The organism is Ruegeria sp. TASC047 (assembly GCF_059612445.1).
In genome coordinates this window covers 107,554-122,000 of sequence record NZ_JBXWQP010000019.1, presented here as the reverse complement: position 1 = coordinate 122,000, position 14,447 = coordinate 107,554, and the positions used below count along the sequence as shown (strand labels likewise).

The 14,447-nt window shown below is 56.8% G+C and carries 21 protein-coding genes; 10 read left to right on the top strand and 11 right to left on the bottom strand.

Annotated features, from left to right (window positions below; all coding sequences use genetic code 11):
• The first annotated feature begins 5 nt into the window (after positions 1 to 5).
• Positions 6 to 545, top strand: a complete 540-nt coding sequence (locus AC2FLO_RS03125; protein WP_496751298.1) for a DUF6151 family protein — start codon at positions 6 to 8, stop codon at positions 543 to 545.
• 37 nt (positions 546 to 582) lie between these two features.
• Here AC2FLO_RS03125 and AC2FLO_RS03120 read toward each other — a convergent pair whose 3' ends face one another.
• From AC2FLO_RS03120 to AC2FLO_RS03105, 4 genes are all read right to left on the bottom strand, one after another.
• Complete coding sequence (locus AC2FLO_RS03120) at positions 583 to 1,299, bottom strand: alpha/beta fold hydrolase (protein ID WP_496751297.1); 717 nt, start codon at positions 1,297 to 1,299, stop codon at positions 583 to 585.
• 88 nt (positions 1,300 to 1,387) lie between these two features.
• The gene (locus AC2FLO_RS03115) at positions 1,388 to 2,002 is read right to left on the bottom strand and encodes a hypothetical protein (RefSeq protein ID WP_496751957.1); all 615 of its coding nucleotides are present in this window, start codon (positions 2,000 to 2,002) and stop codon (positions 1,388 to 1,390) included.
• Positions 2,003 to 2,043: 41 nt separating this feature from the next.
• Entirely contained in the window at positions 2,044 to 3,039 is a 996-nt protein-coding gene (locus AC2FLO_RS03110; RefSeq protein ID WP_496811633.1) for an alpha/beta hydrolase, read from the bottom strand.
• Positions 3,036 to 3,785 carry an alpha/beta fold hydrolase gene (locus tag AC2FLO_RS03105; protein WP_496751295.1) on the bottom strand — a complete coding sequence of 250 codons (750 nt, stop codon included), beginning with the start codon at positions 3,783 to 3,785 and terminating at the stop codon, positions 3,036 to 3,038. The genes AC2FLO_RS03110 and AC2FLO_RS03105 overlap by 4 nt, the downstream gene beginning before the upstream one ends.
• A 211-nt stretch (positions 3,786 to 3,996) precedes the next feature.
• On the opposite strand from AC2FLO_RS03105, the gene thrS reads away from it, so the two are divergent.
• The 5 genes from thrS to AC2FLO_RS03080 all read left to right on the top strand — a co-directional run bounded on the left by thrS (position 3,997) and on the right by AC2FLO_RS03080 (position 8,682).
• The gene (thrS, locus tag AC2FLO_RS03100) at positions 3,997 to 5,955 is read left to right on the top strand and encodes a threonine--tRNA ligase (RefSeq protein ID WP_496751294.1); all 1,959 of its coding nucleotides are present in this window, start codon (positions 3,997 to 3,999) and stop codon (positions 5,953 to 5,955) included.
• A 221-nt stretch (positions 5,956 to 6,176) separates the two neighbouring features.
• A complete protein-coding gene (locus tag AC2FLO_RS03095) occupies positions 6,177 to 6,479 on the top strand; it encodes a BufA1 family periplasmic bufferin-type metallophore (RefSeq protein WP_267365389.1) in 303 nt (100 codons plus the stop codon).
• Between the two features lie 72 nt (positions 6,480 to 6,551).
• Positions 6,552 to 7,409, top strand: coding sequence for an MNIO family bufferin maturase (gene bufB, locus AC2FLO_RS03090; protein ID WP_496751293.1), 858 nt, complete (start codon positions 6,552 to 6,554; stop codon positions 7,407 to 7,409).
• Positions 7,406 to 8,167, top strand: a complete 762-nt coding sequence (locus tag AC2FLO_RS03085; RefSeq protein WP_496751292.1) for an HvfC/BufC family peptide modification chaperone — start codon at positions 7,406 to 7,408, stop codon at positions 8,165 to 8,167. Before bufB ends, AC2FLO_RS03085 begins: the two co-directional genes overlap by 4 nt.
• The gene (locus AC2FLO_RS03080) at positions 8,164 to 8,682 is read left to right on the top strand and encodes a DoxX family protein (RefSeq protein WP_480504609.1); all 519 of its coding nucleotides are present in this window, start codon (positions 8,164 to 8,166) and stop codon (positions 8,680 to 8,682) included. Before AC2FLO_RS03085 ends, AC2FLO_RS03080 begins: the two co-directional genes overlap by 4 nt.
• 1 nt (position 8,683) lies before the next feature.
• Here the strand turns inward: AC2FLO_RS03080 and AC2FLO_RS03075 are convergent, their stop codons facing one another.
• Both AC2FLO_RS03075 and AC2FLO_RS03070 read right to left on the bottom strand, forming a co-directional pair.
• Entirely contained in the window at positions 8,684 to 9,052 is a 369-nt protein-coding gene (locus tag AC2FLO_RS03075; RefSeq protein ID WP_496751291.1) for a hypothetical protein, read from the bottom strand.
• A gap of 41 nt (positions 9,053 to 9,093) precedes the next feature.
• Positions 9,094 to 9,411: an ArsC/Spx/MgsR family protein gene (locus AC2FLO_RS03070; RefSeq protein ID WP_496751290.1), complete on the bottom strand. Its 318-nt coding sequence runs from the start codon at positions 9,409 to 9,411 to the stop codon at positions 9,094 to 9,096.
• A gap of 214 nt (positions 9,412 to 9,625) precedes the next feature.
• Between AC2FLO_RS03070 and AC2FLO_RS03065 the strand changes: the two genes are divergently transcribed.
• Positions 9,626 to 9,832, top strand: coding sequence for a cold-shock protein (locus AC2FLO_RS03065; RefSeq protein ID WP_008758035.1), 207 nt, complete (start codon positions 9,626 to 9,628; stop codon positions 9,830 to 9,832).
• 84 nt (positions 9,833 to 9,916) lie between these two features.
• Here AC2FLO_RS03065 and AC2FLO_RS03060 read toward each other — a convergent pair whose 3' ends face one another.
• Both AC2FLO_RS03060 and thyX read right to left on the bottom strand, forming a co-directional pair.
• The gene (locus AC2FLO_RS03060; RefSeq protein WP_496751289.1) at positions 9,917 to 10,225 is read right to left on the bottom strand and encodes a hypothetical protein; all 309 of its coding nucleotides are present in this window, start codon (positions 10,223 to 10,225) and stop codon (positions 9,917 to 9,919) included.
• A gap of 61 nt (positions 10,226 to 10,286) precedes the next feature.
• Positions 10,287 to 11,195, bottom strand: coding sequence for an FAD-dependent thymidylate synthase (gene thyX, locus AC2FLO_RS03055; protein WP_480484204.1), 909 nt, complete (start codon positions 11,193 to 11,195; stop codon positions 10,287 to 10,289).
• Positions 11,196 to 11,371: 176 nt separating this feature from the next.
• Here thyX and AC2FLO_RS03050 point away from each other — a divergent pair, with 176 nt between their 5' ends.
• Genes AC2FLO_RS03050 through AC2FLO_RS03040 form a run of 3 tightly spaced genes read left to right on the top strand, consistent with a single transcriptional unit; the run spans position 11,372 to position 13,208 of the window.
• A complete protein-coding gene (locus tag AC2FLO_RS03050; protein WP_480564111.1) occupies positions 11,372 to 11,800 on the top strand; it encodes a VOC family protein in 429 nt (142 codons plus the stop codon).
• A complete protein-coding gene (locus AC2FLO_RS03045; RefSeq protein WP_496751288.1) occupies positions 11,797 to 12,498 on the top strand; it encodes a DUF1194 domain-containing protein in 702 nt (233 codons plus the stop codon). The genes AC2FLO_RS03050 and AC2FLO_RS03045 overlap by 4 nt, the downstream gene beginning before the upstream one ends.
• Positions 12,495 to 13,208 carry a DUF1194 domain-containing protein gene (locus tag AC2FLO_RS03040; RefSeq protein WP_496751287.1) on the top strand — a complete coding sequence of 238 codons (714 nt, stop codon included), beginning with the start codon at positions 12,495 to 12,497 and terminating at the stop codon, positions 13,206 to 13,208. Before AC2FLO_RS03045 ends, AC2FLO_RS03040 begins: the two co-directional genes overlap by 4 nt.
• Here the strand turns inward: AC2FLO_RS03040 and AC2FLO_RS03035 are convergent, their stop codons facing one another.
• From AC2FLO_RS03035 to AC2FLO_RS03025, 3 genes are all read right to left on the bottom strand, one after another.
• Positions 13,209 to 13,706 carry a MarR family winged helix-turn-helix transcriptional regulator gene (locus AC2FLO_RS03035; protein WP_480484207.1) on the bottom strand — a complete coding sequence of 166 codons (498 nt, stop codon included), beginning with the start codon at positions 13,704 to 13,706 and terminating at the stop codon, positions 13,209 to 13,211.
• A gap of 78 nt (positions 13,707 to 13,784) precedes the next feature.
• Positions 13,785 to 14,009, bottom strand: coding sequence for a succinate dehydrogenase assembly factor 2 (locus AC2FLO_RS03030; protein WP_480558342.1), 225 nt, complete (start codon positions 14,007 to 14,009; stop codon positions 13,785 to 13,787).
• Between the two features lie 29 nt (positions 14,010 to 14,038).
• Positions 14,039 to 14,431 (bottom strand): helix-turn-helix domain-containing protein, encoded by a 393-nt coding sequence (locus AC2FLO_RS03025; RefSeq protein ID WP_267366820.1) that lies wholly within the window; start codon positions 14,429 to 14,431, stop codon positions 14,039 to 14,041.
• Positions 14,432 to 14,447 lie beyond the last annotated feature (16 nt).

The following is a 14,447-nucleotide window of genomic DNA, read 5'->3' as shown; positions in this document are numbered from 1 at the left end:
GCGACATGAGCGGGCCATCGCAAAATGGCCTTACCTTTTCCTGCCAATGCGGCGCGTTGCAGGGGCGTATTTCACCCCGCGGTGTTCGGCAAGGCACACATGTTGAGTGTTTCTGCCATGATTGCCGGGCCGCTCAACTATATTTCAAGCAGCCGGACCCAGCACCCGGACCTGTCGGGATTTTTCAGATCGCACCGGATGAAATCGAAATCAGCGCAGGAAGTCAGTATCTTGCGGCGATGCAACTCAGCCCCAAGGGTATGCTGCGTTGGTACGCCAGTTGCTGTAACGCACCTTTGGCGGCAACGCCCAAATCCGCGAAATTCCCGTTTGCTGGCGTTATCGTCGGCCGGGTTGCGGGTGGAGCTTCGGCGCTGGGACCCGTCACGACACGTGGGTTTGTTCCCCAACCGGACGGAAAGCAGAAGCACGACAATCCCGGCCCCGCCATTTTTGGGCTGTTGCGCAGGGCCGCCGGATCGCGACTGTCCGGGCGGTGGAAGAACGCACCGTTTTTTGACCGAAAACTGGTAAACCCGTGGTGACGCCAACTGTCATTTCAAAGACCGAACGCGCGACGCTTTACCAGTAATCAAACCGTTGCTGGGCGTCCAACCAGGTTTGCAGCACCTCAATGACGATGTCGGGCGTTTCGAGGGTCGGCAAGTGACCGGCCTTTTCAATAACCAGCAGTTCCGCACCGGGTATGAGCTCTGCCATGAAAGAATGCCGTTTGACCGGTGTCAGAGTGTCATGCGCACCGCACAGAACCAACGTGGGCACCTTGATGCGACGCAATGCGGCTTGTTGATCCGGGCGGCGTTGCAGAGCACGCATCTGACGCACGAAGGTTTCAACACCCAAATCCTGTGCCATTGCCAACAAGCCGTTCAGGATGGGAATACGCTGCGGGCCCGGTGCCAGCGTGTCGGACCCCACAAGTTTCCGCATGACCTCCTCCAACCGGCCACCCTGCGCGCCAATGATCAGGTCTTCGCGACTGGCAGCCATTTGAGGCGTGTCCGCCTGTGCATCAGTGGCCATCAGGCACAGGCGTGACACACGTTCCGGCGCCCGGCGGATCAGCTCTAACGCCACCACACCACCCATGCTTAATCCAGCCAGTGCAAACCGATGTGGAAGCTGGTCCAGCAGACCCGAGGCGGTCTCTTCGATACGCTCACCTGCGGAAATCGGCGCAACGGTTACGGGTCGCGTCCGCGAAAACACCTCAATCTGAGGGCGATACAGTCGGGCATCGCACATCAGTCCAGGTAGCAGTACCAGCGGCTCGATCACACGGGGCCTCCATGCGCTCGGTATTCCGAGCCTTTGCTTTGGGTTTGTAGTCAGGTTGAGAGTTTATCACATTCAAACCAGCGGAACGTCACGGATAGGCGATTGCCCGAAAAGCCGGAAAGTCAGCATAGCGGGACCGTCGTGAAGCTGCACTTTCCTCGGGCTCAGCGCCCGGTTTCAGCAGGCATCCGCGTGGCGCAATGTAGCTGTCAATCCGGCGCTGCGGTTTAGGGCGCCACACCAGATTGAAAGCGCAGAGTTTCGGAAAAAACCAGATCTCGGAGTAATCCAGGTGATCATGCATCCACCATGCCAGATCCCGCCAATCCCTGCCCTGCGCATACTGATCCGCGAACCAGGGAATTACAACAGACGCCCCGGCAATCCTTGCGTCCCCGGCCCCACGATCCCAGATGTGGCATTCCAACGGGTGATCATTCCGGGCGCAGTTCAGTTTGTTTTCATTGCCAAACCTGTTCAGCGACGGTGCGCGATAGCCCGAGCGCACGGCGATCCTGCCAAAGGTCTCTTCCAGCGGGTCCAGCAGAGTTTCACAGAACGCACGTCCTGTCTCGATAGCCAGATCCGGGTTGTCTGGAATGTTCTGTTTCTGGTGAAAGTTCCCGATCTCGGAATAGAGGAAATCGCGCATGAAGAAATAACGGGACAGACGAACGCGCCCCAACGTCTCAAGGCTCCACATACTGCCCGGCTTTCGCATCGTCCCTCGACCCGAGGCCGCCATCATTCCACCCCCAGCCCTTTTAGCCAATCCAGAATACCGTCCACAGCCGCGTCGGTCTGCCCTGGCGACATCAGGCGACCGGCAATAACATGGGATGACGGATCATCTTCGGGGCCCATTGTCACCAGTTTGACGGATGCTGGCGCACCCCACGCTTTGGCGACCTCGTGGGTTCGGTCAGGGCGCACCACCTGATCGTTGTCCGAGAACCAGAACAGCACGGGCACCAGGGCATTCGAGAAATCCAGCGCATAGACTTTTTCGACCAGAACGGACATCGGCACGACCGACTCCCAAGGATAGACAGTAGACCAATATTTGTTCTTTTCCGGGTCTGGCCCCGATACATCGCGTTCGACCCCCATCAGGACCGGCAACCAATCCCTTGCCCATGGCAAAGTGGGGATCCATGCCGCAAACGTGTTGACCCCGAAATTAGGAGAGACAAAGACCATGCCGACAACATCTTCGCTAAGGCTGGTATCCAAAGCAGCAGCGGCTGCAAGCGTCGCACCGGTCGACGTTGAGATCACAATCACCTTGTCCCCAACAGCACGCGCGGCCGCCAACCCCTCGGCGGTGTCCTGCATCCAGCCCGAGGCAGTGCCTTCCGCCATGGCTGATCCGCTTCGCCCGTGACCTTGCAGGCGTGTGTAAACCAGATTGGCTCCCAGCGCGTCTGCCACAAGGTCTGGTACTGGCCGGATTTCCTCGGAACTTGCTGAAAAGCCATGGATGTAAAGAACGGAATACGGGGTGCGCCGCTCGTTATGGCCATCTTGCCAGATCACTCGTTTTTCGACACCCGGAACGATATCGTCAAACGCGGCTTCGGTGCTTTCGAAATAAACCTGTACGCCCTCACCAAACTTGCGCGGATCAAAGCTTGGGCTCAGGTTCACTACTTCGCTCGGGCCAAACCAGTAGACAAGGCCGCCGAGGGCAATCAACGCAAGGAACAAGCGCCCCAGAAGCCATCCCAAACGCCGCATCATGCGTCTCCCAACACGTCCAGAACCGCCGCCTCGATCAAGCCAAGACATGCATCATCCGAGAACCTGTGATCGGCATCTTTGACCAAATGAAGCTGCATGTCCGGCCCTGTTGCGTGGTCCAGCAACCGAACGGCCGTTTCAGTCGAAACGGCTGTATCCGCTGTTCCCTGCAGGAAACGAACCTTGAACGGCAGGTTCAACGTGTCGCGCAGAACAAGACGCTGCCGCCCATCTTCGATCATCCGTTTGGTGACGATATAAGGCTCCATGTAATCGGACGGCAACTCGACATGCCCGACCGTTTCCAGGGCGGCTTTCTGGTCATCATTGAATGAAGCCCAATAACCATCTTCCGTGAAATCCGGCGCGGCGGCGATCGTGACCATACCTGCTATCCGGTCCGGCATGGCCTTGGCCAGCAAAAGCGCCTGCCACCCCCCCATGGACGAGCCGACAACGATCAGCGGCCCCTTGGTCAAGGCATCGACCGCAGCAACAGTGTCCTCATGCCAATCCCCAATGCAGCCATCCGTGAAAGCACCAGAGCTTTCGCCGTGACCGGAATAATCAAACCGCAAAAAGGCCCGCCCCCGCTCCTGCGCCCAAGCTTCCAGATGGACTGCCTTGGTGCCTTCCATATCCGACATGAGCCCACCCAGAAAAACGATGGTCGGCCCTGCCCCTTCGGTCTTGTGATAAGCCAGTCGCCGCCCCTGCGGCGTCTCCAGAAAATTCGTCGCTGCCATGAAACCTTCTTTCCTTTTATTGCATCATGCACGCCCCACCCCCGAGTGCAATTCCGCCCACTTCATCTTTTTTCAAATACTCCGGGGAGCGCGAGGGGCTGGCCCCTCGCCCCTACACTTGACACAGGCATATCCACCTGCCACATCAGCCAGACGCAAATAACCCGCAACCGGGCGTTCAGTGGGCGCCAAACCGACGAGGAGAGCCGACATGGCCCTGGATTCAAAATCCGTCTCTCTCACTTTCCCAGATGGCAATGCACGTTCCTATGACGCAGGGGTTACGCCTGCGCAGGTGGCTGCCGATATTTCAAGTTCGCTGGCCAAAAAGGCCATCTCGGCCACCGTTGACGGCAAACACTGGGACCTGCAATGGCCGATCGAAGCCAATGCACAGATTGCCATCCACACCATGAAGGATGACGCACAGGCCAACGAACTGATCCGCCACGATCTGGCCCACATCATGGCCCGCGCCGTGCAGGAAATCTGGCCTGCGACCAAGGTCACCATCGGCCCCGTTATCGAAAACGGCTGGTATTATGACTTCGACCGGGAAGAACCGTTCACGCCCGAAGATCTTGGCCTCATCGAGAAAAAGATGAAAGAGATCATCAACAAGCGCGACCCAGTCACCACCGAGGTTTGGGACCGCGAGCGGGCCATCGAGTTCTACAAGGCCAACAACGAACCCTATAAGGTTGAGCTGATCGAAGCCATTCCTGGGGATGAGCCGTTGCGCATGTACTGGCACGGCCACTGGCAGGATTTGTGCCGCGGTCCGCATCTGCAACATACCGGTCAGGTCCCCGGTGATGCGTTCAAGCTGATGTCCATCGCCGGTGCCTATTGGCGCGGCGACAGCAACCGCGCGATGTTGCAACGTATTTACGGCGTGGCCTTCACCGGCAAGGAAAAGCTGAAAGACCACCTTCATATGCTGGAAGAGGCCGCAAAGCGCGACCACCGCAAACTGGGCCGCGAGATGGACCTGTTTCACATGCAGGAAGAAGCCCCCGGTCAGATTTTCTGGCACCCCAATGGCTGGACCATCTACACCCAGTTGCAGGACTACATGCGCCGTCAGCAGCGCAGGGGTGGGTATGTCGAGGTAAACACGCCGCAGGTCGTTGACCGCAAACTGTGGGAACGTTCAGGCCACTGGGACAAGTATCAGGAAAACATGTTCATTGTCGAAGTCGACGAGGAACATGCCCGCGAAAAGGCCGTCAACGCGCTCAAACCGATGAACTGCCCCTGCCATGTCGAGATTTTCAAGCAAGGCCTGAAATCCTATCGCGACCTGCCGCTACGTATGGCCGAGTTCGGATCGTGCAACCGGTACGAACCCTCTGGCGCATTGCATGGCATCATGCGGGTGCGCGGGTTCACGCAGGACGACGCCCATATCTTTTCAACCGAAGAACAGATCGAGGCGGAGACCGCCGAGTTCATCCGTTTCCTCAGCGTGATCTACAAGGATCTGGGATTCGAGGATTTTTCGGTGAAGTTCTCTGACCGCCCCGAAACCCGCGCCGGATCGGACGAGGTCTGGGACAAGGCCGAGGCGGCGCTTTTGTCCGCCACCCGTGCCGCCGGGATCGAACCGGAACTGAACCCGGGCGAAGGTGCATTCTACGGGCCGAAACTGGAATTCGTGCTGACGGACGCCATCGGGCGTGACTGGCAATGCGGCACCTTCCAGGTCGATTTCGTTCTACCCGAACGGCTGGACGCCACCTATATCGGCGCAGACGGGGCCAAGCACCGCCCCGTCATGCTGCATCGCGCCACGCTGGGATCCTTCGAACGCTTTATCGGTATCCTGATCGAGGAACACGCAGGCAAATTGCCGTTCTGGCTGGCCCCGCGTCAGGTCGTCGTCGCGTCCATCACATCAGACGCGGACGACTATGTCGCCGAAGTGGTCGAAACCCTGCGTTCTGCGGGTGTGCGGGCCGAGGCTGACATCCGCAATGAAAAGATCAACTACAAGGTCCGTGAGCATTCGGTCGGCAAAGTACCTGTCATTCTGGCCGTCGGTCACCGCGAAGTTGACGAACGCACCGTTAGCGTGCGGCGACTGGGTGAAAAACAGACCCAGGTACAACCGCTTGATGTTGTAACAAATGAGCTGGCACGCGCCGCCACCCCGCCAGATCTGCTGTAACAAACAGCACCATATCCAAAAAAATCCGACCCCTCATATGGGGTCGGATTGTAACATTTCACCCTTTCTTCATCAAAAACAGTGTATTACGCTGCAAGGGGGCAGGCCGCCCCATGACGCGCTTGTGAGACACGGGCTCGTGAATTCAACTCTGCCCACCAAGCCACTACCTTTGTCATTGTCACAAGCAGACATACCCAGTCATCAAGAGGATTACCGAGATGTCGAAAACAGCTAAATCCCTGGTTATCGCAACCGCAGTCGCAGCCGCCGTATCGGGTGCCGCAACCACAGCCAGCGCACAAGCAAAAGAAAAGTGCTATGGTGTATCGCTGGCCGGTCAGAACGACTGTGCCGCAGGCCCCGGCACCACCTGCGCAGGCACCTCGACCGTTGATTATCAGGGCAACGCATGGACCCTGGTTGACGCAGGCACTTGCGCCGACATCGAACTGCCTGCGGAAGCAAACGGCACGCCGCGCAAAGGTTCGTTGGAAGCGCTGGAACGCGACCTGCCGGCATAAGATTGGCCTGACGATTTCAAGGGGCGGGCACCATCGCCCGCCCTTTCCCTTTCGTGATCAAGGAACTGGCCCATGTTGGATGACAGCCACCGGTCAAACCGCCTGCCCGCAGCACCAGGCGTTGGCTACAAGCCGCAACATTTTGCTCAGATACTTGAACACGCACAGCCCGTTGCATGGCTGGAAATCCATGCCGAGAACTATATGGGCGACGGCGGGCGGCCCTTGGCGCAGCTGCGCCACCTTTCCGAACATTTCCCAATCTCGGTCCATGGCGTTGGCCTGTCCATTGGCGGTGAAGGCGCGCTGGACCCCGATCATCTGGCCCGGCTGAAACACTTGGTCGGCTGGCTGAACCCCGCAAGCTTTTCCGAACATTTGGCTTGGTCCACCCATGACAGCCATTTCTACAACGACCTGCTGCCCCTGCCCTATACAGACGAAACTCTAGCGCGGGTTTGTGAACATATCGATCAGGTCCAGCACACTGTCGGGCGGCAGATGCTGCTGGAAAATCCGTCCAGCTATCTGGCCTTCAAGGAAAGCACCTGGTCCGAACCTGATTTCCTGAGGGAGATTGCAAAGCGCACCGGATGCGGCCTGTTGCTTGACGTAAACAATGTCTTTGTCTCAGCCACCAATCTGGATTTCTCGCCGCAAGGTTATATTGACGCTTATCCGCTTAAAAAAGTGTCGGAAATTCACCTTGGCGGCCATGATGAGGATGAAGACGATCACGGTCATCCGCTGCTAATCGACAGTCACGGACGAGAAGTGGTCGACCCGGTGTGGGCTCTGCTGGATTATGTGCTGGAGCGTTCGGGGCCAAAACCCGTTCTGATCGAATGGGACACGGATGTGCCGGATTGGCCCGTTCTGCGGGATGAGGCCGTTCGCGCGCAATCCGCACTGGACCGGATACCGGTATGAGCGTTTCGCAATCTGAATTCCGCGCGGCCATGATGGATGCGTCAGCGCCCGTTCCCGGTGGATTACTGGATGGCGGCGCGCGCCCTGCCGGTCGCAGGTTCAGCGTGTACCGCAACAATGTTGCGGTGTCGCTGACCGAGGCGATGCATCAGGCGTTTCCCGTGATTGCCAAATTGCTGGGGGCGCAGAACATGGATGGGCTGGCCGGAATTTTCCTGCGTCAACATCCGCCCTCCTCTCCGCTGATGATGTTTTATGGCGAGGCGTTTCCTGATTTTCTGGCCGGAATGCCTCAACTTTCCCACCTTGGATACCTGCCGGACGTGGCCCGCTTGGAGATTGCCTTGCGCAAGTCCTACCACGCCGCCGACAGCGAACCTGCACCGGCAGATGTCCTAGCGGTCGAGCCCGCACAGGTCATGCAGGCCCGATTGCAGTTTGCACCGGCCATGCAGGTGATCCGCTCGGATTGGCCCATTCACGCAATCTGGCGCTTCAACATGGAAACCAATGCTCCGAAACCGGATGCACGGGCCGAGGATGTGTTGATCACCCGCGCCGAATTCGATCCCACACCCAATCTGCTTCCGGCAGGTGGTGCAGATTGGATCGCCCATATGCTGAGCGGCGACACAATCGGTGAAGCATTTGAAAAAACGACTGCCGAACTGCCTGAATTTGATCTTGGAACCACTCTGGCACTGCTGTTGCAGGGCGGTGCAATAACCTCTGTGACTATCGAAAGGCTGGAGACATGACTGCTTTGATCTCAACCTACAATAACACCATGGGAAAACTGGACCTTGCGTCTGGCTGGTTGACCCCTACGCTGGCACGACTGGTCTTTGTTGCGGTTCTTCTGGTTTATTACTGGAACTCAGCCATGCTGAAGATCGACGGATCGATCTTTTCGCCTTCGGCAGGTGCCTTTGGTCAGATATTCCCAAAAGCGGCCGAGGCTGTTCTTTATGACGTCTCCCAAATGACGTTCTTCCAACGCATCGTCATCTTCATGGGAACAATTGCCGAATTTGTTCTTCCGACCCTTCTTCTGGTTGGACTGTTCTCGCGTCTGGCGGCTTTGGGCATGATCGGTTTTATCTGGGTACAGACTCTTGTCGACGTCACCGGCCATGGCGTGAAACTGGGCAGCCTGTTCGACGCGGCGCCGTCCCTGATGGATCAGCGCACGATGTGGACCTTCCTGATGCTGGTGATCGTCATCAACGGCGCAGGGCCGATCTCGCTCGACCGGATCCTTCGCCTTAAGTAACTTAGAAATGTGCCTTGGGCTGGTCCGGTTTTCCCGCGGCCAGCCCAAGTATCCCGGCGATCCCGGCAAATGTGATCGGGAACATGGTGAAAACACCAAAACCAAAGGCGTAGTACATCGCAGCCGCTGACCCCAGCAACAAGACCCCGCCAATCAACACGCGCGCTGGTGCCATGGCCCCGCCCGCGATTGCCAGCAAGGGCGCGATAATCGAAATGGCTTGCACCAGATCAGGATTGTCGACCTGGCTTAGAACTCCGTCAATCTCGCCGACATGGTCAACCACGACCACCTTCGCATAGCCGAAGAACCCGACGATCATTCCGATCAACCCGGCGATTACACCCAATAACATTGCGGCATTACGCATTGAAAATCCTCATTGTAGCTTTCACGCAGATAAGCACCCGTTCAGGAAATGCCAAGCTGAGCACGGGTTTCAGCTGTCCAACCCAACAACAGCCTGCCATCGACTTCGATCAATGGGCGTTTCATCAGGGTCGGGTGCTCTTTCAAAAGCTCCAAAGGGGGCTTGGCACGCTGGGTTTCGTCCAATCCGCGCCATGTCGTCGATCTGGTATTAAGCAAGTCATTGCCGAACTCGGCAAAGGCCCGTGACAGCACCGAATCGGGCACGCCGTCGCTGCGTACGTCAAAAAACTTGGCGTCTGGTAGTGATTTCAATGCTTTGCGACAGGCGTCACAGTTTTTCAATCCATAAAGCTGCATGTCTTTGACGCTCCTGCCCTTGCTTCCTTTTTAGGCAATCTTGCCCGTTTCTTGCGGTTATTCTTGATTTTTTACTTCACCATGCAATGTTGAAAAAGGCGAAACGCACGAATTGGACTGTTCAGCACGCGCTACGCAGTTTTTTCCGTGGTGACGCTGACCACAGCCCCCACCAATTTGTGGGACAATGCGTAAGTAGAAGGAGACACGGGACATGCCAACCGGCACCGTGAAATGGTTCAATACCACCAAAGGCTATGGATTTATTGCCCCTGACGAAGGGGGCAAAGATGTGTTTGTACATATCTCGGCCGTAGAACGGTCCGGCCTCACCGGACTCGCAGACAACCAAAAAGTTTCGTACGAGTTGCAGGACGGACGCGACGGCCGCCAAATGGCAGCTGATTTGAAACCACTGTAACGACATCCCGCTAAACACGCGGTAGATCATTAAGGATGACGGCCAATTTCCGGCCGTTATCCATCCCCCACCGGTTTCGTTCCATTACCCTCGCGCGGGCTTGGCGTCGGCGTGGGTATTCCAGTTTTCGCCCATGGCAACGATGCAGGATGTGCCTGTCGCGTAGGTGACAACCATGGTCCAGTCCCCGTGCTGACTTGCCCAGACTTCCATAATCTGTTCCGGCCCGCGAACACTTGATGCCACGCGCCGCGCACCGAACTGCCTTTCCAGTTTCTGGTGCAACCGGGGCGTCGGTTCGCACAAAACCTCAGCTATGGGGGACTTGGCCTGCGCAGGCAAGGCGAGACCAAGAAACAGGCATAATAGAGCAAGATGCAAAATGCGGGCCATGGAACAAGTGTAACAATTCCATGACGATACGTATAGACAAAAGCTATGCAGCTCGTCAGCTCTATTTGCGAATGATCGCCTCGAACTCACGCCATTCGCGCGCTGTCATCCCCGAGTTTTCTTGCGTGACCGCCTCTCCTGCCAGCATGCGTTGCAGGCTTTCGACCATCTGGGCAGACAGGTTCACCGCACCCAGCCGGTAATCCTCGAACGCCTTATACGCAAACGGCACCCAATCAGCGACGATCTTGCACATCGCCTCGGCATAAACGCGGATTTCATACTGAGCATGCGGGTCGGCCCGCAGGCGCAGGAAGTGGAACAGATTATGCAGATCCACCTTCCAATACCATTGCGTATAAACGTTTGCGGGTAGGTTCATGCGGGCCAGTTCACGTGCTAGCCCCTGTTGCCCGTCCTGGCTGATCATGGACTCGTAATTGTCATAGCACCGCGTGCTGTCGGCCTTGAGGGTTTCCAATACGCGCGCGGCCTCTTCGCCTTCCAACGTTGCCCCACGGCCCTGATTGTTCACTTCGGACTGTGCCGCCACATGTTCTGGGGCTGGGATATAAAACTCGCGATCCAGAATTGAATACCGTGCCGAGTATTCATTCACATTGGCTGTCCGGTGCCGGATCCACTGCCGCGCCACGAACACAGGCAATTTCACATGCAATTTGACTTCGCACATTTCGAATGGCGTGGAATGCCAGTGCCGCATCAGATACCGGATCAACCCCTCGTCATTCTGAACAGATTTGGTGCCTGTGCCGTATGAAACGCGCGCAGCCTGACAGATGGCGGCATCGTCCCCCATATAGTCGATCACGCGGACAAAGCCATGATCCAGAACCTGATGCGCCGTGTACAGGTGGTCTTCCATTCCCGCCGAGACAACTCGACGCGTGGGATGCGATTGCGCGCGTTGCGCGTCGATCTCTGCCTGTTGGTCAGGGGACAGCGGCATCGAATCTTCCTTTCTGGCAATGAGTCGCCCACTACTATATATCGCCGATCCCGACACAGGAACCGCGATATATGCCGCAACCGGCGCAAAAATCAAATTCCTGACGAGGGCTCTATCGACACATCGAGGCGGAGCGCTAAGGTCTTGGCAATGTGAGTCGAAAAAGGATGGCCGAAATGGCGCTGAAATATCTTCACACCATGGTCCGCGTGAAGGATCTGGAAAAATCCATGGCATTTTACGAGCTTCTGGGTCTGAAAGAAACACGTCGGTATGACAGTGAAACCGGCCGATTTTCTCTGATCTTCATGGCCCCTCCGGGACAGGAAGAGGCGCCGATCGAGTTGACGTACAACTGGGACGGCGATGACGCGCTGCCAGCCGACAGCCGTCACTTCGGCCATCTGGCCTACGGTGTCGACAATATTTACGAGGTTTGCCAACATCTTCAGAACAATGGCGTTACGATCAATCGCCCGCCAAGGGATGGTCGCATGGCTTTTGTTCGATCGCCCGACAACATCTCGGTTGAGCTTTTGCAGAATGGAGAAGCACTGGAACCAGCCGAACCCTGGGCCAGCATGGAGAGCAGTGGTCACTGGTGATCCGTTGGCTGATAGCGTTTGGGCTGGTCGTTCAGGCCAGCCCTGTTAAGGCCGAGCAATGTCGCTTGGCGCTGGCCTTGGCGATGGATATTTCCGTTTCAGTCGATGAGGCTGAAGATGTGTTGCAACGGCAGGGGTTGGCCGCCGCCTTGATTGCGCCCGAAGTGCAAGAGGCCTTCTTTTCTTCACCGATGCCCGTTGCCCTGGCGGTATATGAGTGGAGTGGCCGCTCAACCCAAAATGTCGTCCTGAACTGGACAATGATCGATGACGTGGGTGATCTGCTGTTCGCATCCAACCAGGTCAGCCAATCCGTCCGATCTGACAGCGGATCAGCAACAGCTATGGGCTATGCGTTGGCATACGGTGCAAACCTTATGAAGCAAGCGCCGCAATGCTTTTTTCAAACCATTGACCTGTCCGGCGACGGCACTAACAACGATGGCTATGGGCCGCAGATCGCCTATCGGCACTTTCCCTTTCAAAACACTGTCGTGAATGGGCTTGTGATCAACGCAGCCGATTTCGAGGGAGAGCTGTTCCTGATCCCTTTCTTCGAAAATAACGTCCTGCACGGGCCTGGTGCCTTTTTGGAAATTGCCACCGGGTTTGAAGATTTCGAACGCGCCATGCGAAAGAAACTGAAACGGGAACTGAGCGGTCTGCAAATCGGTGCATTACGGAATGAAGGCCCATGATACGTCAGGTGATCGTCTTTCTGGCTTGCCTGATATCAGGACCTGCCTTTGGCGAGTGTCGTCAGGCACTTGCGCTGGGGCTGGATGTGTCGGGTTCGGTCGACAGCCGGGAATACAGGCTGCAACTGGACGGGCTGGCGTCGGCCCTGAGCCGCCCCGAAGTCAGCCAGCTGATGTTGTCGGACGGCGCAACCTCCTTACGTCTGGCGATCTTCGAATGGAGCGAGCGGGGACATGAACGGATGTTGTTGGAGTGGACAGAAGTACGATCCCCCGCCGACCTGATCGCAATCAGTGATCGTTTGATCCGAACCTCGCGCAGCACAGCGCCGCAAGGAACGGCGTTAGGGTCGGCCATGTTATTTGGCTCTTCCCTGCTTGATCAGCAAAGGGGATGCTGGCGCCGTACGCTGGATCTGTCCGGGGATGGTAAACATAACCTTGGACCGCATCCACGGGATGTGAAAGCCAGTTTACGACATGACGGAATCACAATTAACGGGCTGGTGATCGGCGCCGACGATCCGAAAGAAGGTGATCGAAGATATGTTCAGGTGGGTGAACTTTCAGCTTATTATTCAGCCTGGGTCATTTTGGGGCCAAACGCGTTCGTAGAAGTGGCGCTGGGCTTTGAGGCGTATGAAGAGGTCATGACTCGCAAACTTCTTCGTGAGCTGGACAGTCTTGTCCTGTCTGACGCCCGCCACTGATCAATAGATATACCTTATCTGATCCGTCCAGTACCGTTCAACGCGACGCAGCGAACTGGTGATATCTTCGATGCCTTCAAGCCCAAGCACCCCCCTGCCTTGCAGGCCTTCGGCGTGACGCGCAAACAACTTGGACACGATATTGCGGATTTCCCTGCCTTGCGGCGTCAGGCGCACGCGAACTGAACGGCGATCAATCTCGCATCTTTGGTGGTGCATATAGCCCATCTCAACCAGTTTCTTGAGGTTATAGCTGACATTGCTGCCCTGATAGTACCCACGGCTTTTCAGTTCGCCTGCCGTGACTTCGTGATCACCGATATTGAACAGCAACAACGCCTGAACCGCATTGATTTCCAATACGCCGACGCGCTCAAACTCGTCCTTGATGACATCCAGCAACAACCGGTGCAGACGCTCCACCAGGGCCAGCGCCTCAAGATAGCTGGTTATGAAACCCTTAGTCTCTGGCGTGGAGACCTGCATTTCCATACTCATCCGACCCTCCGATTCAGTCGCGCTGTTTGACACACGATGAACCCAAAATCCGAAAAATCGGTTAAGCGGAACTTTGCCTTATTTCTGAAAGGTTTGCGCTATGTCTGCAATCAGGCTGGCAAATCGCGCCGGAGGCTGCACCTGCCCTGTAACCCATTGATAAAGGTCCTGATCGTTTTCATGCAACAGCGCGTCATAGACATCCAGCCCGGCGGTATCCATGTCGGCCAGATTGCGACCGGCATAGGCGGACAGGATAATGTCCATCTCTTTGATGCCGCGTCGCATCGACCGCATTTGCATGCGCTTGATGCGCACATTTCGGGGTTCGCTCAATTCTTCTGCTCCAGCATCTGACGCATTTTCTTTTCCAGACGCGCTGCGCGTTCGGAACAGGCGCGCATCTCAGCGCGGATGGCGCGCAGTTCAGCCACGGCCGAGGACAGTTCCATGCCGCCTTCGCCTTCATCCACAGGCGCATCCATGCCGTCGCCCTCGCCGGTCAACAACCACATGATCGAGACATTGACCATGCCCGCCATCATTGACAGCCTGTTGGCCCGGGGTTCGGACAGATCGTTTTCCCAATCTGAAATTGTCGCCTTTTTGACCCCAAGACGCCGCGCCAGTTGCGCCTGCGTCATTCCCGCGGCTTCGCGTGCGCCTGCCAGACGGTCTCCGAATGTCGCAGAATCCGGACCGTACCAGTCGTTTTCGTCATTCATTTGGGTCTCCATCTCA

What these genes read in the sequence shown, in the direction of transcription:
- AC2FLO_RS03050 (WP_480564111.1), top strand. Translation starts at nt 11,372, where the DNA reads ATGGCGCTGAAATATCTTCACACCATGGTCCGCGTGAAGGATCTGGAA.
- AC2FLO_RS03105 (WP_496751295.1), bottom strand. Translation starts at nt 3,785, where the DNA reads ATGGCAGCGACGAATTTTCTGGAGACGCCGCAGGGGCGGCGACTGGCT.
- AC2FLO_RS03080 (WP_480504609.1), top strand. Translation starts at nt 8,164, where the DNA reads ATGACTGCTTTGATCTCAACCTACAATAACACCATGGGAAAACTGGAC.
- AC2FLO_RS03070 (WP_496751290.1), bottom strand. Translation starts at nt 9,411, where the DNA reads ATGCAGCTTTATGGATTGAAAAACTGTGACGCCTGTCGCAAAGCATTG.
- AC2FLO_RS03035 (WP_480484207.1), bottom strand. Translation starts at nt 13,706, where the DNA reads ATGAGTATGGAAATGCAGGTCTCCACGCCAGAGACTAAGGGTTTCATA.
- AC2FLO_RS03060 (WP_496751289.1), bottom strand. Translation starts at nt 10,225, where the DNA reads ATGGCCCGCATTTTGCATCTTGCTCTATTATGCCTGTTTCTTGGTCTC.
- thrS (WP_496751294.1), top strand. Translation starts at nt 3,997, where the DNA reads ATGGCCCTGGATTCAAAATCCGTCTCTCTCACTTTCCCAGATGGCAAT.
- AC2FLO_RS03095 (WP_267365389.1), top strand. Translation starts at nt 6,177, where the DNA reads ATGTCGAAAACAGCTAAATCCCTGGTTATCGCAACCGCAGTCGCAGCC.
- AC2FLO_RS03110 (WP_496811633.1), bottom strand. Translation starts at nt 3,039, where the DNA reads ATGATGCGGCGTTTGGGATGGCTTCTGGGGCGCTTGTTCCTTGCGTTG.
- AC2FLO_RS03085 (WP_496751292.1), top strand. Translation starts at nt 7,406, where the DNA reads ATGAGCGTTTCGCAATCTGAATTCCGCGCGGCCATGATGGATGCGTCA.
- AC2FLO_RS03075 (WP_496751291.1), bottom strand. Translation starts at nt 9,052, where the DNA reads ATGCGTAATGCCGCAATGTTATTGGGTGTAATCGCCGGGTTGATCGGA.
- thyX (WP_480484204.1), bottom strand. Translation starts at nt 11,195, where the DNA reads ATGCCGCTGTCCCCTGACCAACAGGCAGAGATCGACGCGCAACGCGCG.
- AC2FLO_RS03115 (WP_496751957.1), bottom strand. Translation starts at nt 2,002, where the DNA reads ATGTGGAGCCTTGAGACGTTGGGGCGCGTTCGTCTGTCCCGTTATTTC.
- bufB (WP_496751293.1), top strand. Translation starts at nt 6,552, where the DNA reads ATGTTGGATGACAGCCACCGGTCAAACCGCCTGCCCGCAGCACCAGGC.
- AC2FLO_RS03030 (WP_480558342.1), bottom strand. Translation starts at nt 14,009, where the DNA reads ATGCAAATGCGGTCGATGCGACGCGGCATCAAAGAGATGGACATTATC.
- AC2FLO_RS03125 (WP_496751298.1), top strand. Translation starts at nt 6, where the DNA reads ATGAGCGGGCCATCGCAAAATGGCCTTACCTTTTCCTGCCAATGCGGC.
- AC2FLO_RS03025 (WP_267366820.1), bottom strand. Translation starts at nt 14,431, where the DNA reads ATGAATGACGAAAACGACTGGTACGGTCCGGATTCTGCGACATTCGGA.
- AC2FLO_RS03065 (WP_008758035.1), top strand. Translation starts at nt 9,626, where the DNA reads ATGCCAACCGGCACCGTGAAATGGTTCAATACCACCAAAGGCTATGGA.
- AC2FLO_RS03040 (WP_496751287.1), top strand. Translation starts at nt 12,495, where the DNA reads ATGATACGTCAGGTGATCGTCTTTCTGGCTTGCCTGATATCAGGACCT.